Source organism: Streptomyces sp. ADI95-16 (genome assembly GCF_003721495.1).
In the GTDB taxonomy this organism is placed as follows: Bacteria; Actinomycetota; Actinomycetes; order Streptomycetales; family Streptomycetaceae; genus Streptomyces; species Streptomyces goshikiensis.
Genome location: NZ_CP033581.1, coordinates 4,115,883 through 4,133,295, shown reverse-complemented (window position 1 = coordinate 4,133,295; position 17,413 = coordinate 4,115,883). Strand labels below are relative to the sequence as shown.

At 72.0% G+C, this 17,413-nt stretch carries 18 protein-coding genes and 1 tRNA gene; 15 read left to right on the top strand and 4 right to left on the bottom strand.

Translation table 11 applies throughout. The annotated features are described in order from the left end of the window. Positions 1 to 14: 14 nt before the first annotated feature. The gene (locus EES41_RS18245) at positions 15 to 857 is read left to right on the top strand and encodes a bifunctional DNA primase/polymerase (protein WP_308299603.1); all 843 of its coding nucleotides are present in this window, start codon (positions 15 to 17) and stop codon (positions 855 to 857) included. Between the two features lie 121 nt (positions 858 to 978). Continuing rightward, the gene (locus tag EES41_RS18240; protein ID WP_164495876.1) at positions 979 to 1,611 is read left to right on the top strand and encodes a hypothetical protein; all 633 of its coding nucleotides are present in this window, start codon (positions 979 to 981) and stop codon (positions 1,609 to 1,611) included. A 181-nt stretch (positions 1,612 to 1,792) separates the two neighbouring features. On the opposite strand, the gene EES41_RS18235 is transcribed toward EES41_RS18240, so the two are convergent. The 3 genes from EES41_RS18235 to EES41_RS18225 form a co-directional block, all read right to left on the bottom strand. Next, entirely contained in the window at positions 1,793 to 2,767 is a 975-nt protein-coding gene (locus EES41_RS18235; protein WP_008741027.1) for a DUF5926 family protein, read from the bottom strand. A 191-nt stretch (positions 2,768 to 2,958) separates the two neighbouring features. Continuing rightward, on the bottom strand, positions 2,959 to 3,561 hold the full coding sequence (locus tag EES41_RS18230; protein ID WP_123079505.1) for an ATP-binding protein: 603 nt from the start codon (positions 3,559 to 3,561) through the stop codon (positions 2,959 to 2,961). 85 nt (positions 3,562 to 3,646) lie between these two features. Then, the gene (locus tag EES41_RS18225) at positions 3,647 to 4,447 is read right to left on the bottom strand and encodes a glycerophosphodiester phosphodiesterase (protein ID WP_123079504.1); all 801 of its coding nucleotides are present in this window, start codon (positions 4,445 to 4,447) and stop codon (positions 3,647 to 3,649) included. A gap of 244 nt (positions 4,448 to 4,691) precedes the next feature. Here EES41_RS18225 and EES41_RS18220 point away from each other — a divergent pair, with 244 nt between their 5' ends. From EES41_RS18220 to EES41_RS18195, 6 genes are all read left to right on the top strand, one after another. Then, positions 4,692 to 6,296 carry a S1C family serine protease gene (locus EES41_RS18220; RefSeq protein WP_123079503.1) on the top strand — a complete coding sequence of 535 codons (1,605 nt, stop codon included), beginning with the start codon at positions 4,692 to 4,694 and terminating at the stop codon, positions 6,294 to 6,296. Positions 6,297 to 6,375: 79 nt separating this feature from the next. Next, positions 6,376 to 7,281, top strand: a complete 906-nt coding sequence (locus EES41_RS18215; protein ID WP_123079502.1) for a LysR family transcriptional regulator — start codon at positions 6,376 to 6,378, stop codon at positions 7,279 to 7,281. Positions 7,282 to 7,378: 97 nt separating this feature from the next. Beyond that, positions 7,379 to 7,933, top strand: a complete 555-nt coding sequence (locus EES41_RS18210; RefSeq protein WP_123079501.1) for a cysteine dioxygenase family protein — start codon at positions 7,379 to 7,381, stop codon at positions 7,931 to 7,933. Next, positions 7,933 to 8,985, top strand: a complete 1,053-nt coding sequence (locus tag EES41_RS18205) for a YeiH family protein (RefSeq protein WP_123079500.1) — start codon at positions 7,933 to 7,935, stop codon at positions 8,983 to 8,985. The genes EES41_RS18210 and EES41_RS18205 overlap by 1 nt, the downstream gene beginning before the upstream one ends. Before the next feature lie 172 nt (positions 8,986 to 9,157). After that, on the top strand, positions 9,158 to 10,108 hold the full coding sequence (locus EES41_RS18200; protein ID WP_123079499.1) for a serine protease: 951 nt from the start codon (positions 9,158 to 9,160) through the stop codon (positions 10,106 to 10,108). A 39-nt stretch (positions 10,109 to 10,147) separates the two neighbouring features. After that, a tRNA-Ser gene (locus EES41_RS18195) sits at positions 10,148 to 10,232 on the top strand. A 100-nt stretch (positions 10,233 to 10,332) separates the two neighbouring features. On the opposite strand, the gene EES41_RS18190 is transcribed toward EES41_RS18195, so the two are convergent. Beyond that, positions 10,333 to 10,701 carry a hypothetical protein gene (locus tag EES41_RS18190; protein ID WP_123079498.1) on the bottom strand — a complete coding sequence of 123 codons (369 nt, stop codon included), beginning with the start codon at positions 10,699 to 10,701 and terminating at the stop codon, positions 10,333 to 10,335. Between the two features lie 304 nt (positions 10,702 to 11,005). Here EES41_RS18190 and EES41_RS18185 point away from each other — a divergent pair, with 304 nt between their 5' ends. The 7 genes from EES41_RS18185 (at position 11,006) to EES41_RS18155 (ending at position 17,365) form a co-directional block, all read left to right on the top strand. Beyond that, positions 11,006 to 11,446 carry a DUF6344 domain-containing protein gene (locus EES41_RS18185; RefSeq protein WP_123079497.1) on the top strand — a complete coding sequence of 147 codons (441 nt, stop codon included), beginning with the start codon at positions 11,006 to 11,008 and terminating at the stop codon, positions 11,444 to 11,446. 675 nt (positions 11,447 to 12,121) lie between these two features. Next, a complete protein-coding gene (locus tag EES41_RS18180) occupies positions 12,122 to 12,433 on the top strand; it encodes a hypothetical protein (protein WP_123079496.1) in 312 nt (103 codons plus the stop codon). 160 nt (positions 12,434 to 12,593) lie between these two features. Then, complete coding sequence (locus tag EES41_RS18175) at positions 12,594 to 13,769, top strand: acyl-CoA dehydrogenase family protein (protein ID WP_123079495.1); 1,176 nt, start codon at positions 12,594 to 12,596, stop codon at positions 13,767 to 13,769. Continuing rightward, complete coding sequence (locus EES41_RS18170; protein WP_123079494.1) at positions 13,766 to 14,707, top strand: bifunctional MaoC family dehydratase N-terminal/OB-fold nucleic acid binding domain-containing protein; 942 nt, start codon at positions 13,766 to 13,768, stop codon at positions 14,705 to 14,707. The genes EES41_RS18175 and EES41_RS18170 overlap by 4 nt, the downstream gene beginning before the upstream one ends. Further along, positions 14,707 to 15,807, top strand: coding sequence for an acyl-CoA dehydrogenase family protein (locus EES41_RS18165; protein ID WP_123079493.1), 1,101 nt, complete (start codon positions 14,707 to 14,709; stop codon positions 15,805 to 15,807). Before EES41_RS18170 ends, EES41_RS18165 begins: the two co-directional genes overlap by 1 nt. Continuing rightward, on the top strand, positions 15,804 to 16,202 hold the full coding sequence (locus tag EES41_RS18160; protein WP_073797714.1) for a MaoC family dehydratase: 399 nt from the start codon (positions 15,804 to 15,806) through the stop codon (positions 16,200 to 16,202). Before EES41_RS18165 ends, EES41_RS18160 begins: the two co-directional genes overlap by 4 nt. Next, positions 16,199 to 17,365 carry a lipid-transfer protein gene (locus tag EES41_RS18155; RefSeq protein WP_123079492.1) on the top strand — a complete coding sequence of 389 codons (1,167 nt, stop codon included), beginning with the start codon at positions 16,199 to 16,201 and terminating at the stop codon, positions 17,363 to 17,365. Before EES41_RS18160 ends, EES41_RS18155 begins: the two co-directional genes overlap by 4 nt. Positions 17,366 to 17,413 lie beyond the last annotated feature (48 nt).

Here is a 17,413-nt window from a genome sequence, read left to right as displayed (position 1 = left end):
AGGAACGAGCGCTCATGCGCGAGATCCTCGGAAGGCGTCTCCAGCGGCTCCGCGATCGTCTGCGGTCCCTGTGCTCGGCCGCCCGGTTCCCGGGCTACCGCGCGGCGGACGGCCGCACTCCGACGACCCGCACCCCGACGACCCATGCCCCGGCGACTCGTACTCCGGCGACCCGTACTCCGGCCAAGCGAACCCCGACGACGCGAACCCCGACGAACCGCACCCCGGTGACCCGTACCCCGACCCTCCTCGACGCGGCGCTGACCTGCGCCACCGCCTGGCAGTGGCCGGTGCTGCCCGGAGTCGGCCGCTCCGGCGCCGACAGCGCGCGGTGCGCCTGCCCCGACCCCGACTGCGTGGTGCCCGGCGCGCATCCCTTCGATCCGGGGCTGCTCGCCGCCAGCGCCGACGCCCGCATGGTGGCCTGGTGGTGGGCCAGGCGGCCCTCGGCCCCGGTGCTGCTGGCCACGGGCGGGACCGCCCCCTGCGCGGTGAGCCTCCCGGCGGTCGCCGCCGCGCGCGCCGTCGTACGGCTGGACGCGCAGGGCATGCGGCTCGGCCCGATCGTCGCGTCGCCGACCCGGTGGTCGCTGCTGGTGGCTCCGTACTCGCTGGAGCGGCTCGGCGAACTCCTCTACTCCAAGGACCACGTGCCCTCCTCGCTGCGCTTCCACGGCGAGGGCGGCTATCTGCTGCTGCCGCCCTCCGCCGCGTCCGGCGGCGGTCAGGTGCACTGGGAGCGGGAGCCGGTGGCCGGTTCCGACGGCCTGTGGCTGCCGGAGGTCGAGGACGTCGTCCACGCGCTGGTCGAGGCGAGCAGCGGGGCGCCCGGCGGCGGCAGCCGGCTCGCATACTGATCGTTCTCCGCGCGACAACCCATTCGCCGCATCACTCGTACGGGTGTCAGCGGGGCGAGTTTCCAAGGGAATTGGGCGCGGGGATCTCCGAGCCCCATTCCGGCGTCGCTATCTTCGGCGAATGAATCTCCGCTTGATCGGTATCGGTGCCGGTGTGCTGGTCATCTTGTCGCTTCCCCTCGCGGGAGCGATCGCCGGGCCGGATTTCGCCGGTCAGGATGACGGAAAGGGCGGGGGGTTGCTCACCTCGCTGGGACTGTCCGATCCGGCGGACTCCACGCGTACGTCGGGTGGGGCGCGCCCGGACCAGCCGGGCCGTTCGGGGCGTTCGGGCGAGTCCGCCGATTCCGCGAGGCCGGCCGGCCGGGCCGCCGAAGCGGGATCGCCCGGTCCGGCGGAGCAGCCCCGTACGGCTTCCCAGTGCGGCCCCGAACTCTCCTCGCCCCAGGGCGTGGAAGCGCAGACTTGTGTGCTGGTGGGCGAGGGCCGGACCTGGGGCCGCAGCTACTACCGCAACACCAGCGGCCGTCCGCTGGAAGCCGTGTTGACGGTGATGGGACCGGCGGGACGCACGGTGCAGATCCGCTGCGGGATCAACGCGGGCGACGAGCCGGGGCTGTGCGAGACGCCGCGCGAGGCATCGACGGGAACGCAGGACGACTACTCGGCTGTTGCGGAGTTTGCAGTTCCGGATGATGAAGGGGCGCTGCTGCTGCGGTCCGGGAGCAACTCACCGGCACCGCGAGATGGTTGAACAGCGTGGGAAATATGAGGGCCCGGTCGCTGGCGACGGGGGATGCACCAGCGACCGGGCTACAAGAACCGTAACAAGAGATCGCCTGTTCGCAAATTCGATCTCTGATATTCAGACACCGATTTGCAGGCGATTAGCGGGAGTTGTGACCCCAGTCACCGGACCCGCGCGTGTGCGGCCGTCAGCTCAGCGTGACCTGGCGGTTGGTCAGTCCACCGCGCGCCCGGCGCTCTTCCGTGGTGAGCGGGGCGTCCGCGGCGAGGGCCGCGACCAGCCGCTCGGCGAACTCCGCGGCGGGCTTCTCGACGTCGTCGGCGGTGACCCCGGTGGGCAGGTCCCAGACGGGGACCATCAGGCCGTGGGCGCGGAAGGAACCAACGAGCTTGGTGCCTTCGCCGAGGGAGGACGTGCCGGCGGCGTGCAGCCGCGCGAGGGCGTCGAGCAGCTTCTCCTCGGCGTGCGGCATGACCCAGCGCAGGTGGTTCTTCTCCGGGGTCTCGCACCAGTAGGCCGCGTCCACGCCGGCCAGCTTGACCGTCGGGATGGCGGCCGCGTTGGCGCGCTCCAGCGAGGCGGCGATCTCCGGAGAGGAGTTCTGGGCACTCTCCGATTCCGGAATCCAGAATTCGAAGCCGCTGTGCACAACCGGCTCGAAAGCGCCGTCCGTGTCCAGGAGATCCTGAAGTCGGGGACCCTCGGCGGGAACTCGGCGGGCCGGAACCGGAGTTCCCGGCTCCGCGACGAGCGCGCGCTCCAGGGTGTCGGCCATGTCCCGGGAGAGGTCCCCGGTGGTCGAGTCGTTCTGCAGGCCGAGGAGGACGGAGCCGTCCTCACGGCGCAGCGCGGGCCAGGCCATGGGGAGTACGGTCACCAGCGTGACGGACGGGACGCCCTCGGGCAGTCCGCCCTTGAGGGTGAGCGGGATGGTCGCCGCCGGGACGAGCTCGCGCAGCGCGACCCAGTCGCACTCGCCGGGCAGACCCTCGAACGGGCGCTGGACGTGCTCGGTGACGGCGTGCGCGGCGGCGGCGCCGTGGCAGGCCTTGTAGCGGCGGCCGGATCCGCAGGGGCAGGGCTCGCGGGCGCCCACCACCGGGATCTCCCCGTTGTTGAGCTGCGGCTTTGCAGTCTTCGCTGCGGGGCGCTTCTTGGCCATCGTGGGTGTCTCCCGGTTGCGGCGGTACGGCGTTGTGTCTGGCGCGAGCCTAGCCGTTCGTACCGCCGCAACCGGCGGGGTGCGGCCGGGAGCACGGTCGGCGTGCGCTCCCGGTCGGCCGCGTGTGGAATCACGAGCGGATTCCGTCTGGATTCCGTCCGGATCCCGGCCTGATTCCGAGCGGAATCCGGTCAGGAACTCAGATCGTCGAAGGCCGTGACGAAGTCGATCGCCGGGGGCGCAACGCGCGTAGCGAAATCCTCGTGCCGGGCCCCGCACGCGACGATCACCCATACGGTGACCTCGCCCGCCGCACCGTCCCGGACACCCCAGTCCTGGGCCAGGGCGCTGATGATGTTCAGCCCCCGGCCGCCCCGCGCGGTGACCGAGGGCGTGGCCGGAACCGGGCGGGTGGGTCCGCCCCCGTCCGTGACCTCGACCGTCAGCCGCCCAGCCCTGTCGACGCGCCAGGCGGCGCGTATCTCCCCGTCCCCGATCTCCCCGGAGCCCAGCGGCCGGCCGTGTCGGCAGGCATTGCTGAGAAGTTCGGAAAGGATCAGTACGGCGTCGTCCACGACCGATTCGGACACCCCGCTCATGCGCAATTGCTCGCGCATGCGGTGCCTCGCCTCGCCCACGCCCGCAGGACCATGGGTCACGTCCACGCACGACGACGTGGGCACTTCTTGTGCCACCACCAACGCCACCCCCGGAACCTCCTTAGCCCCACGCCATGGTCTGGATGCCCCCGTGGCCTGGACCGGAAACCGCCGAAACGGAGAGCTCTGACGCATTCATGACCACTGAACGCGGAGCGGATGCGCCGGGGCACACCCTGTGACGGACGGGCCCTGCGGGGCGGGTGCGCAAACCGGGATGTCAGCGCCCCAGCTGTGACAGAACCTGTCGCGGTCTGTTCGTAATGATCGCTTCGACACCTAGATCAGCGCAGAGCTGAACGTCTTCTGGCTCGTTTACGGTCCACACGTGTACGGAGTGGCCCGCGGCCTGGAGTTTGCGGATGTAGGCGGGGTGGTTGCGCACGATCCGCATGCCCGGTCCGGCGATCTTCACACCGGCCGGCAGCCGCCCGTCCCGCATCCGCGGGGAGATGAACTGCATCAGGTAGACCGTCGGGATCGTCGGCGCGCCCGCCCGCACCCGGTGCAGCGAGCGCGCGGAGAAGCTCATGACCCGGACCGGGTGCGGGCCGTCGGCGGGCGGAGCGTCCAGGCCGAAGCGCTTGAGGAGGAAGAGGAGGCGCTCCTCCACCTGTCCGGCCCAGCGGGTGGGGTGCTTCGTCTCGATCGCGAGGGCCACCGGGCGCCCGGCGTCGGAAACCAGCTGGAGCAGGCGCTCCAGCGTGAGGACGGAGGTCCGCTCGGGGTCCGCGTCCCAGTCGGGGGACTCCTCGCGGTCCTTCCAGGAGCCGAAGTCGAGGGCGGCGAGTTCCGCGAGCTCCAGGGCGGACACGGCGCCGCGGCCGTTGGAGGTGCGGTTCACCCGGCGGTCGTGGACCAGGACCAGGTGGCCGTCCGCGGTGAGCCGGACATCGCATTCGAGCGCGTCGGCGCCGTCCTCGATGGCCTTGCGATAGGCGGCCAGGGTGTGTTCGGGGGCATCCTCCGAGGCGCCGCGGTGGGCGACGACCTGGATGGGGCGCGGCGTTGCGTGGGTCACCGGGTCATGGTGCCACCGAGCGGGTGCCGTACGTCGGGGGGAGCCCTGGGGATGCGTCCGAAATGCCGGGGATAAAGGATGGGGGGTGACGCACAGGTCCGGCTTACAGTGCTCTGACGGGTGATGGGAAAGGCTTGCCCAGGAACTTGTGCGGAATGTCGAACGTTCAGCTTGTCCGACATCACCCCGATGGTCCCGATAGTGCAGAAGCCGTGTGTGTTGTGTGTGACGAGGAGAGAGCGCTGTGAGCACCGAGAACGAGGGCACCGCGGCCCCTACGCCCCCCGCGGCCCCGTCCGCACCCCCAGTGCCGGTGGCCGCTCCCAACGCCGACGCGGCCCCGGCCGCCGAGACGTCCGCGGCGCCCGCGCCGGCCGCCGTACCCGCTGACGCGGCGCCCGCCGAGGGTCCCGCGCCGGCCGCCGCCGAGCCGGTGACCCAGCAGATCCCGCCGACCCCGGCACCGGGGACCGAGCCCACCCAGCAGATCCCGCCGACCCCGGCCTACGGCCAGCAGGGCCCGGCTCCCGCCTACGGTCACCCGGGCCAGCCCGGCCAGCCGGGTCACCCTGGTCAGCCGCCCGCGCCGCAGGCCCCGGCCCCGGCCGCGTACGGCGCCGAGGGCTGGCCTCCGGCCCCGCCCACCGTCCCGGCCTACGGTGGCGGCGGCCACGGCGGCTGGGGCGCTCACCTCGCGGCCGACGGCCAGCCGGCGCCCAAGCCGAAGGGCCGCGGCGGCCTGCTCGCCGCCGTGCTCGTGGCGGCCCTCCTCGCGGGCGGCGTCGGCGGCGGCATCGGTTACTGGGCCGCCGAGCGCAACGACGCGGGCGGCAACGGCATCGGCTCGACCACGATCACCGCCGGCAACACCCCGAAGGACCTCAAGAGGGACTCCGGCTCCATCGCGGGTCTGGCCGCCGGCGCGCTGCCCAGCGTCGTCACCATCGAGGCCTCCGCCGGCGACGGCGAGGGCGGCACCGGCACCGGGTTCGTCTACGACCAGCAGGGCCACATCCTCACCAACAACCACGTGGTGGCCTCCGCCGCGAACGGCGGCAAGCTCTCCGCGACCTTCTCCGACGGCAAGAAGTACGACGCCGAGGTGATCGGCCGTGCCCAGGGCTACGACGTGGCCGTGCTGAAGCTGAAGAACCCGCCGTCCGGCCTCAAGCCGCTGCCGCTGGGTGACTCCGACAAGGTCGCGGTCGGCGACCCGACCATCGCGATCGGCGCGCCGTTCGGCCTCTCCAACACGGTCACGACGGGCATCGTCAGTGCCAAGAACCGCCCGGTGGCCTCCGGTGACGGCTCCGGCAGCAAGAACTCGTACATGAGCGCGCTCCAGACGGACGCCTCGATCAACCCCGGAAACTCCGGTGGCCCGCTGATCGACGGCCGCGGCGCGGTCATCGGCATCAACTCCGCCATCCAGTCCGCCGGCAACGGCGGCTTCGGCGGCGGCCAGGCCGGCTCCATCGGCCTCGGCTTCGCCATCCCGATCAACCAGGCGAAGAACGTCGCCGAGTCGCTGATCAAGACGGGCAAGCCGGTCTACCCGGTGATCTCGGTCTCCGTGGACATCCAGTCCAAGGCGGAGGGCGCCAAGATCTCCGACAGCGGGGCCTCCGCCGGCGACCTGGTCGACCCGAACGGTCCGGCCGGCAAGGCGGGCCTGAAGCCCGGCGACCTCATCACCCAGTTCGGCGGCAAGCCGATCGACAGCGGCCCGAGCCTGATCAGCGAGATCTGGACGCACAAGCCGGGCGACGTCGTGAAGCTGACCTACGTGCGCGACGGCAAGCCGAACACGGTCGACATCACGCTCGGCTCGCGGGTCGGCGACAAGTAGAGAACCGTGGCCTGATGGTGCGGGGCCGTGGGCGGGAATCCGTCTACGGCCCCTCCCAACGTCCGCTTATGATTCCCCCGTGTTCGATTCGCGGCACATACGTACGTTTCACGAAGTGGTCGCCTCGGGGTCGTACTCGGCGGCCGCTCGCGTCCTGGGGTACACGCAGCCCGCGATCACCCAGCAGATGAAGGCGCTCGAACGCGCCGTCGGCACCCCGCTGTTCACCCGCGTGGGCCGCAAGATGCAGCTCACCGAGGCCGGGGAGTCCCTGGCCCGGCACGCCGAGTCCATCCTCGGCAGTCTCTCCGCCGCCGAAGCCCAGCTGAAGGCGTACGCCCGGCTGCGCACCGGCCGGGTCCGGCTCTGCGGCTTCCCCAGCGCCAACGTCACCCTCGTCCCGGAGGCGCTCAGCGGCCTCGCCAAGAACCATCCCGGCGTACAGGTGGAGCTGCTGGAGGGGGAGCCCCCGGAGTCGCTGCGGCGGCTGGAGCGCGGGGAGTGCGACATCACCCTGGCCTTCACCTACCCGGGGCTGCACGAGGAGATCCCGGACGAGGTCGCCGAGGTCAGGCTGCTGGAGGACCAGCTGACGGTGCTGCTGCCGACCGGCCATCCGCTGGCCCGGCGCCGCGCCGTGAACCTGGGCGACCTCGCCGAGGAGCGGTGGATAGCGGGCTGCCCGCGCTGCCGGGCGAACCTGCTGCACGAGTGCGCCGAGCTGGGCTTCGTACCCGACATCCGGTTCGCCACCGATGACAACCTGGTGGTGCAGTCCCTGGTCGCCCAGGGGCTCGGCGTGGCCATGATGCCCGCCCTGGTGCTGCCCTCCCTCTCCCTGACCCGGGTCTGCGGGCGCCCGCTGCAACCCGCCGCGCGGCGCCACATCGCCGCGTACGTGTACCGGGACCATCTGCGGATCCCGGCGACCGCGGTGGTGCTGGACGAGCTGAAGCGGGTGGCGTCGAACCGGGTCGGCTGCTGACCGGGCGATCTCGCCGGGGCGATCCATAAGCGGTACTTGGGATTTCGGGTCAGAACTGTCGTTGGACGTGATGGATTGACTGTTCGACGCTGCCCATATGACCACCACCACCCAGGCCCGCACCACCGCGAGGATGGCCGCACTCGTCAGTGAGATCCGCACGGTCGTGGACCGGGGACTCGCCCCCGATCTGACCGCCTACCTGGTCGGCGAGCGCGTGGCCCCGCACCTGGGCACCCGCGACCTGCTCACTCCCGAGCAGCGGGTGGGGCACGCCGACCGGTACCGCCAGCACGTCCTGCACGCCGAGCCGGACGGCAGCTTCTCGGTGGTGGCGCTGGTGTGGCTGCCCGGTCAGGAGACCGCCATCCACGATCACGTCTCGTGGTGCGTGGCCGGCGTGCACGAGGGCGAGGAGAGCGAGCTCCGCTACCGGCTGGCCCCCGCCACGGGATCCGTCGGCGCCCGGCTGGTGGCGACCGAAGAGGTGGTCAACGGCCCCGGTGACGTCTGCGGGTTCGCCCCGCCCGGCGACATCCACAAGGTCCGTAACTCCTGTCGTACGACGGCGATCTCCCTGCACGTCTACGGAGCCGACGTCGCCCGCCTCGGCAGCAGCGTCCGCCGCGTCTACACGCTCCCCACCGACTGATGGCGCTGCTGAACCGCCCCACCCACCAGGTGGTGCGGGCGCCTCGTGTTTCACGTGAAACATCCACCTCCTGGCCGGGGTTGGCGCTGGCGACAGCGGGCGCCGTCGTCGCGTGGAGCATCCACTGGCTGGTCCCGGCGGTGCCGATGCTCACGGCCTCGGTGGTCCTGGGCATCGCGGTGGCCCACCTCCCCGGCATACGGACCTTCGTGCGCGGCACCGCCCGCCCCGGGCTCTCCCTGGCCGGACGACGGCTGATGCGGATCGGCATCGTCCTGCTGGGCCTCGGCCTGGGCCTGGACCAGGTGCTCCGGCTGGGCTGGGCGACGGTGGCGATGGTCGTCGGAGTCGTGGCGGCCACCTTCTTCGGAACGCTCTGGCTGGGCCGCAAGCTCGGACTGCCGGGGGATCAGCCGCTGTTGATAGCCACCGGCTACTCGATATGCGGGGCATCGGCGATCGGCGCGGTCAGCGAGGTGTCCGGCAGCGACGAGGAGGACGTGGCCTCCTCGGTGGCACTGGTGACGCTGTGCGGCACCCTGGCCATCGCGGTACTTCCGCTGCTCCAGGGGCCATTGGGCCTCTCCGACCTGGCCTTCGGGCGCTGGGTGGGCGCGAGCGTCCACGACGTCGGGCAGGTGGTGGCCACCGCCCAGACGGCCGGCCCGGGGGCGCTCGGCGAGGCGGTGCTGGTCAAGCTGATGCGGGTGGCCCTGCTGGCCCCGCTGGTGGCCGCCGTGGCCTTCTCCGTACGGGCCCGCCGGCGCGGGGTGCGCACGGCCTCGGGACGCAGGCCGGCGCCGGTGCCGCTGTTCGTCGCCGGGTTCCTGGTGGCGGCCGGGCTGCGCGCCACCGGGGTGCTGCCGGAGGCAGCGCTGGAGTGGGCGCACACCGCGCAGGAGGCCCTGCTCGCGGCGGCCCTGTTCGGTCTGGGGAGCGCGGTGCACCTGCCGACGCTGGCCCGGACGGGAGGGCGGGCCGCGGTGCTGGGGCTCGGGGCCTGGGTGGTGGTGGCCGGGGTCTCGTACGCCGGGGTGGCACTCACCGTATGAGGCCCGGAGGGAAGGGAGTTGGCCAATTCCTGGCCGGAACCGCCCGAACGTTCTGACCGTCCCCTGACATCTCGCGCCCTGCGTGCGACCCTGCAGCCGATCCGCACCGACAGCTCTTCACCCCCACCCTGCCCGGCACCGACCGGACCGGGCACGGCAGAAGGAGTCCTGCGTGAATCGTCATCGCACGGCAGCATCGGTCCTCCTGGCGGCGGGCGCCCTGATCGCGGGCGCGCTGACGGCGGCCACCCCCTCGGCGGCCGCCCCCGCGGACTCGGCCTCGTTCCGGCAGCAGCACACCCGGGGCTTCTGGACCGCCGAGCGGATGCGCAACGCCACCCCGCTCGATGTGACGGCGGCCCCGGGATCCCTCCGCACCGCGGTCACCGCGGCGGACCGGCCCACGGCCGTCGCCCCGACGGCAGCCTCCTCCCCCACGGCCTTCCCGCAGGCGGGCGGCGCGTGGACGGGCGGCGGCGCGGTGGTGAAGACCTCCGGCCGGGTCTTCTTCACCATGGGAGACCGGACGGCCTCCTGCTCCGGAGACTCCATCACCAGCGCCAACGGCAGCACGGTGATCACGGCCGGGCACTGCGTGAAGTACCAGGGCGCCTGGCACACCAACTGGGTCTTCGTCCCGGCCTACAACAACGGCAACGCGCCCTATGGCCAGTGGTCGGCCACCAAGACCTTCGCGACCGACCAGTGGGCGGCCAGCGAGGACATGAACATGGACGTCGGCCTGGCCGTCGTCGCCCCGCTGAACGGCCAGAAGCTCAGCCAGGTGGTCGGCGCCCAGGGAATCCTCTTCAACGGCGGCTACAACAAGAAGATGTACTCCTTCGGCTTCCCCGCCGCGGCGCCCTACGACGGCACCAAGCTGGTCTACTGCAGCGGGAACACCGGTAAGGACTTCCTGCTGACCAAGGACCACAGCCTGGCCTGCAACATGACCGGCGGCTCCAGCGGCGGCCCCTGGCTCCAGGACTTCAACGAGGCCACCGGCCTGGGCACCCAGGTCTCGGTGAACAGCTTCGGCTACAGCTTCCTGCCCAACCGGATGTACGGGCCGTACTTCGGCAACGAGGCGAAGGCCGCCTACGACAAGGCCCAGAATTCCTGACCCGCCCGCCCCCCACCTGCCGGTACTCTGTACCGGCCAGGTGGGTTGCCCGAGCGGCCTAAGGGAACGGTCTTGAAAACCGTCGTGGCGCGAGTCACCGTGGGTTCAAATCCCACACCCACCGCACCAGGCCGGCGCATGCGCGGGTCCGAAGGGGCGCCCCTCGTGAGGGGCGCCCCTTCTTCGTCCCCCGGCGCGGTCGGAAGTGGGGCAGGAGCGGGTGGTCAGAAGCCCTTGCACACGGCCGAGGCGAACGCTCCGGAGGCCGTCGCGGTGATCGGGCGGGCGTCGTCGACCGTCACCGAGCAGGTGGCGGTGCCACCGTCCGGGCCGAGGGTGACGACCAGCGCCCCGCCCTTGAGGAAGCCCTTCGTGTGGATCTCCTTGGTCCACGGCAGCCTCGCGTCGTTGTCCTGGTTCACTTCCAGGTTCCCGTCGCGCCAGGTCGAGTAGGTGATGTCCACGTCCTGCGTGTTCCCGGCGGCCGCGTACGCGATCCGCACGGTGCGCGACGACTCCTTCGAGACCTTGTTGACGACGACCCCGATGACGGCCACACAGCCCCCGACCAGCAACAGCGCGAGGACCAGCACGACCCACGGCCAGCGCCTGCGTCGGCGTGGCGCGGGGGGTCTCGGGCCCCAGGGCTGCTGTGGTGGGCCGGAAGGCGGTGGCGGGTCCGGCCGTGACGCGCTCATGGAATCAGCGTCATGCCGATCGCCACGGGGCGCGAGTCCAGGGGCCCGGAGGCGTCGGTAGGCCTTCCGGGTGGTGTTTGTCGGAAGATCGGCGCGCGTGGTGGGAGCGCTGCGGTTGCGAACACATCATGACGAATGTATGCAGATCCGCCCGTCGGAACATCGTCCGTCGGACTATCGAGAAGTGAGGCACGCCGCCATGGCTCACCGCAGCACCACGTCGATCTGGACCACTGTCCTCGCCGCTCTCGTGGCGCTCTTCGCCATCCTCGGGTTCGCCCGTAAGACGGCCCCGGCCGCCGCCTCCGCCGCCGGCGTCCCCGTCGCCGCCGCCGTTCCCGCGACCGCCGCCGTGCGCCGCCCGGTGATGATGGCCCGGCGGACGTGGCGGGCGATGATGCGGGGCGGTTCGCTCCCGCCGACCATCAAGCAGCGCATCCGCGCCGAGGCCCACGGCAAGACCCCGTCCGTCCGCCGCTCGACCACCGCTGCCGCCGCCCTGTCCGACGGAGCACCTGCCGGAGCGTCTGCTGGTACGCCGACGGGAGCAACGGGCCGATCGATCACCCGAACGTCGGCTGCGATGCCGGCCGGAGCGTCCGCCGGAGCCGCCCGCGACGCGCTGGCGCTCGCCGCGTAGCCCTTGCGAGTCCACGTACAAGCAGTGGAAGCCGTACAAGCCGTAGAGGTCGTGGAGAGCGCGTTGGCCGAGCGGGACCGCATGGGTCACGCAGGCACGCAGGCCGCACAGGCCGCACAGGCCGCACAGGCCGTGCAGGGCACGACGAGCACGCAGAGCATGTAACTCAGACAGTCCACGCAGTCCACGCAGTCCACGCAGTCGATGTAAGACGTAACGCGAACGCAGGCGCTGGAGACCGGTCGGTGACGGCCGTGGATCGCGCCGTGCCGTGCCCCGGCGTGGGGCACCGCGTGATCGCCCCGGCGGGCGCCGGGGGCGCGCAGGGGGCGCGAAGCTTGGTAGCGCAGGGCCGCAGGCTCGGGAAACGGTGGGGTTCCCGAACGACGCGGTCCTCATTGGCATGTCCGGGGTGCGCCGTTTTGCCGGAACGTTCATCCCGTGGGGCGCCCGGGTTTCAAGGGGTTACAGGGCGCTGACCTGGGGGGTTGGGGGCGCGAATGAGGTTTATCCGATGTTGCTCATGCTTGCGGGGGATTCGGGGCCTCTCGGGTGGTTCGCCGGGGATTCGTGGGCAACTCTGATCTCGCGAAGACGTCACCGCGCAGATCGATCCGGGCAGTCGGCCAACTGTCCTGGAGCAAAGCCCATTTCGGTTTTCTGGAGGATGAATACATGGCAAGCATCCGTACCGCCCGCGTCGTCGCCGTCATCGCCTCTCTCCCCCTCGCCCTCGCGGTTCTCGGCGGGGTTGCCTCGGCAGACAATGGCGCCCTCGCGAACGACGGATCGAATGCGAGCGTCGCCGGCGTCCTCGGCAGCGGCGTGGGTGGCGACAACAACGGCAATTCCGCCACCTCGCAGCAGGTCGCCACGGGCTCCGGTGCGTCGAACCAGAACAACACCGCGCAGGTCAACGGCTCGGCCTCCACGGTGCTCAACCAGGAGAGCCAGAACATCGCGGTGAACTTCCTTCCGTGGCCGTAGACGCTTCCTGAGTCGCTCTGACCACTGAGGGCGCCTGTGTGACCGGACCGGCTGGGGTCCGGTACCGCAGGCGCCCTCGCGCGTCCCTGACCTTGACACCGACCAGGAATCTGACGGACAGTCAGGTTCACTCGTCGATGTCGTCCGGGAGGCCCGCGCCGTGCACCTCGCCCCGACCGAAGGTCAGTTGAGGCTCCGCGCCGAACTGCGTGAGTACTTCCGCGATCTATTGCCCGACGGAGCCCCCGAGGACCCCGCGGCCCAGCGCGCGCTGCTGCGCCGCATCGGCGCCGACGGGCTGCTCGGCCTGGGCTGGCCCGTCGAGTACGGCGGCCAAGGCCGCGGCGCCGACGAGCAGTTCGTGTTCTTCGACGAGGCCTACCGGGCCGGGGCACCCGTCTCCATGGTCACCCTCAACACCGTCGGCCCGACCCTGATGAAGTACGGGACGCGGGAGCAGAAGGAGTACTTCCTGCCCCGCATCCTCGCGGGGGAGCTCGTCTTCGCCATCGGGTACTCCGAGCCCGAGGCCGGCACCGACCTCGCCTCACTGCGCACCCGGGCCGTCCGCGACGACGACGGCGCCGGCAGGGACGCCGCCGGGGACTGGGTGATCGACGGACAGAAGATCTTCACTTCCAACGCCCAGAACGCGGACTGGATCTGGCTCGCCTGCCGCACCGATCCGCGGGCACCCAAGCACAAGGGCATCTCCATCATCCTGGTCCCCACCGACGCCCCCGGTTTCGCCTGGACCCCGATCGAGACCGTCGGCGGGCTGACCACCACGGCGACGTACTACGACTCCGTGCGCGTACCGGCCGGCAACCTCGTCGGGCCCGAGCACGGCGGCTGGGGACTGATCACCAACCAGCTCAACCACGAGCGCGTGGCCCTCGCCGCCATCGGCATGCAGGCCGAGGACTTCTACGAGGACGCGCTCCGCCACGCCCGCACCCCCGACCCGGTGACCGGCGAGCGCCCGGCCGACCGGCCCTGGGTGCGGTCCCGGCTCGCCGAGGCGCACGCCCGCCTGGCCGCCGTACGCCTGCTCAACTGGCGCCTCGTCCAGGACGTGGGCGCCGGCGCCCTCGCCCCCGGAGACGCCAGCGGCGTCAAGTTCCTCGGCACCGAATCCACCGTCGAGGTGTACCGGATGTGCCAGGAGGTGGTGGGCGAGGAAGCCCTCGTCCGGGGGCCCGGGGCCTTCGCGGGCGGGGAACTGGAGCGGATGAACCGGGCCGCCCAGATCAACACCTTCGGCGGCGGGGTCAGCGAGGTCCAACGGGAGATCGTCGCCATGATGCGGCTCGGCATGAAGGGGAGGAAGCGATGACGGCCACGGCCGACGAAGAGGCGGCCCGGTTCCACGAACTGCTCAAGGCCTTCGAGGGGCGCCCCGCGGCCACCGCCGGACGCGCCAAGGACCCGGTCAACGAGCCGATGGTCCGGCACTGGTGCGAGGCGATGGGCGACACCAGCCCCGCCTACACCGGTCCGGACGCCATCGCACCGCCCACGATGCTCCAGGCCTGGACGATGGGCGGGCTCTCCGGCCACAGTGACCGCTCCTCCGCCTACGATCAGCTCCTCGCGCTGCTCGACGGCGCGGGCTGCACCTCCGTGGTCGCCACCGACTGCGAGCAGGAGTACCTGAAGCCGCTGCGCCCGGGCGACGCGGTCACCTTCGACGCCGTCATCGAGTCGGTGTCGCCGCGCAAGACGACCAAGCTGGGCACCGGCCACTTCGTGACCACCCGCATGGACGTCCGCGCGAACGGCGAGCCCGCCGGGACGCACCGCTTCCGGATCCTCAAGTACCGGCCGGCGACCGCGGCACCGCAACCCGCGCTGCCACTGCCGCCGAAGCAGCCCGCCCGGCGCCCCCGCCCCGTGATCAACCGTGACAACCACGGGTTCTGGGAGGGCGTCCGCGCGCACCGGCTGCTGATCCAGCGCTGTTCCTCCTGCGCGACGCTCCGCTTCCCGTGGCTCCCCGGCTGCAACGCCTGCGCGAGCCCGGAGTGGGACACCGTCGAGGCGTCCGGAGCCGGCACGGTCTTCTCGTACGTCGTCATGCACCACCCGCCGTTCCCGGCCTTCGACCCGCCGTACGCGGTCGCGCTCGTCGAACTCGCGGAGGGCGTCCGGATGATCGGCAACATCACCGGTGTCCCGTACGACAAGGTGCGCATCGGCATGCCGGTGCGGCTGGAGTTCCTGCGCGTGGACGAAGACCTGGAACTGCCCGTCTTCCGGGGGAGCGAGGGCTGATGGACTTCCGTCCCACCGAGGAGCAGGCCGCCGCGGCCGGACTCGCCGCCCGGATCTTCGGCGACCTCGCCACCCACGACCGCCTCGCCGCCGCGGGCACCGGCAGCGGCGCCGAGCTGTGGAAGGCCCTCACCGCCGCCGGCCTGACCGCCGCCGTCGAGGACGTCGGCCTGCTCGGCCTGGTGCTGCTGCTGGAGGAGCAGGGCCGCACCACCGCGCAGGTCCCGTACGCCGCCACCTGCGTGTACGGCATCCTGCCGGTCGCCGGACACGGCAGCCCCGAGCAGCGGGCCCGGCTGCTGCCCGCCCTCGGGACGGGTGAGGCGGTGGCCACCGGCGCCTTCCCGGCCCGCGGCCGGATCACCGCCTCGCCGGACGGGCGGCTCACCGGAACCGCGCCCGTCGTGCCCTGGCTCCGCGAGGCCACCCACGTCCTGGTCCCCGACGCGGACCGGGCCCTGTGGTTCGTACGGACGGACGCGCCCGGCGTGCGCACCGAGCCGGTCGAGACCACGGCCCCCTGGTCGGCGGGCCGGCTGACGCTGACCGGTGCGCCGGCCGAGCGGCTCGGCGCCGGGGACGCCCACGACCAGGTCCTCGCCGCCGCCCGGACCGCCTTCGCCGGGCTCCAGGCGGGGGTCTGCGCGGGCTCGCTGGCCCGCGCCGTGGAGTACACCTCCACCCGTGAGCAGTTCGGCCGCCCGCTGTCCACGAACCAGGGGGTCATGCTGCGCGCGGCCGACGCCCACATGGACATCGAGGCGATCCGGGTCACCGCCTACGAGGCGGCCTGGCGCATCGACGCGGGGCTGCCGGCGCGCGAGCACGCGCTGACGGCGGCCTGGTGGGCCTCCGAGGCGGGCAAGCGGGTCGTGCACACGGGCCAGCACCTGCACGGCGGGATGGGCGCCGACCTGGACCACCCCGTCCACCGCCACTTCCTGTGGGGACGCCAGCTGGACGCGTACCTGGGCTGCGGCAGCGAGCTGCTGGCCGAGCTGGGCGCCCTCATATCCGCCGAAGAGCCGGACGTGCCGGACGTGCCGGACGCACCGGACGCGCCGCACGTGTCCGACACACCCGAGGGGGACGACGCATGAACGTCGGCGACACACTGGCGCCGCTGGAGATCCCGGTGACCCGCACCCTGATCGTCGCGGGCGCGATCGCTTCCCGCGACTACCAGGACGTGCACCACGACGCCGAGCTCGCGAGGGCGAAGGGCTCCCCGGACATCTTCATGAACATCCTGACCACCAACGGCCTGGTCGGCCGCTACATCACCGACCGCCTCGGGCCGTACGCCGTCCTGCGCAAGGTGGCCATCCGCCTCGGCGCCCCCAACTACCCCGGCGACACGATGACCCTGTCCGGCACCGTCACCGCCCTGGACGGGAACACCGCCGAGATCCGGGTGACCGGCGCCAACGGGATCGGCCACCACGTCACCGGAACCGTCACCGTCACCCTCGGTGCCGAGGAGGGCCCGGCATGAGCGTGCGCAACCGCGACGGACTCGGCGGCCGCGCGGCCATCGCCGGCATCGGCGCGACCGAGTTCTCCAAGGACTCAGGCCGCAGCGAGCTGGGGCTCGCCGTCGAGGCCGTCCACGCCGCGCTCGACGACGCCGGGCTCAGCCCCGCCGATGTCGACGGCATGGTCACCTTCACGATGGACACCAGCCCCGAGATCACCGTCGCCCAGGCGGCCGGCATCGGTGACCTCTCCTTCTTCTCCCGCATCCACTACGGCGGCGGCGCGGCCTGCGCCACCGTCCAGCAGGCCGCCCTCGCCGTCGCGACCGGGGTCGCCGAGGTCGTGGTCTGCTACCGCGCCTTCAACGAGCGGTCCGGGCGCCGCTTCGGCTCCGGCGTGCAGCAGCGCGAACCGTCCGCCGAGGGCGCCGCCCTCGGCTGGGCACTGCCCTGGGGGCTGCTCACCCCCGCCTCCTGGGTGGCCATGACCGCCCAGCGCTACCTGCACACCTACAACCTGACGCCCGACGCCTTCGGCCACGTCGCGGTCACCGACCGCCGCCACGCCGCGAACAACCCCGCCGCCCACTTCTACGGCAAGCCCATCACCCTCGCCGACCACGCCGCCTCGCGGTGGATCGTCGAACCGCTGCGGCTGCTCGACTGCTGCCAGGAGACGGACGGCGGCCAGGCCCTCGTCGTCACCAGCACCGAACGGGCCAGGGATCTGAGGCACGCACCCGCCGTGATCACGGCGGCTGCGCAGGGCGCCGGCCGCCGCCAGGAGGCCATGACCTCCTTCTACCGCGACGACCTGACCGGACTCCCGGAGATGGACGTGGTCGCCCGCCAGCTGTGGCGGACCAGCGGGCTGCGTCCGTCGGACATCGACGTCGGCATCCTCTACGACCACTTCACCCCGTTCGTGCTGATGCAGCTGGAGGAGTTCGGCTTCTGCGGGCCCGGAGAGGCCGCCGACTTCATGGCCTCCGACGCGCTGCCCGTCAACACCCACGGCGGCCAGCTCGGGGAGGCGTACCTGCACGGTATGAACGGCATCGCCGAGGCCGTCCGCCAGCTCCGCGGCAGCTCCGTCAACCAGGTCGCAGGCGCGGCGCACACCTTGGTCACGGCCGGTACCGGGGTGCCGACCTCCGGTCTGTTCCTCGGCGCGGACGGCTGAAGAGGTCCTGCGCACTGGTACCGAGGGACCCCGTCCCCTCCACCTTCA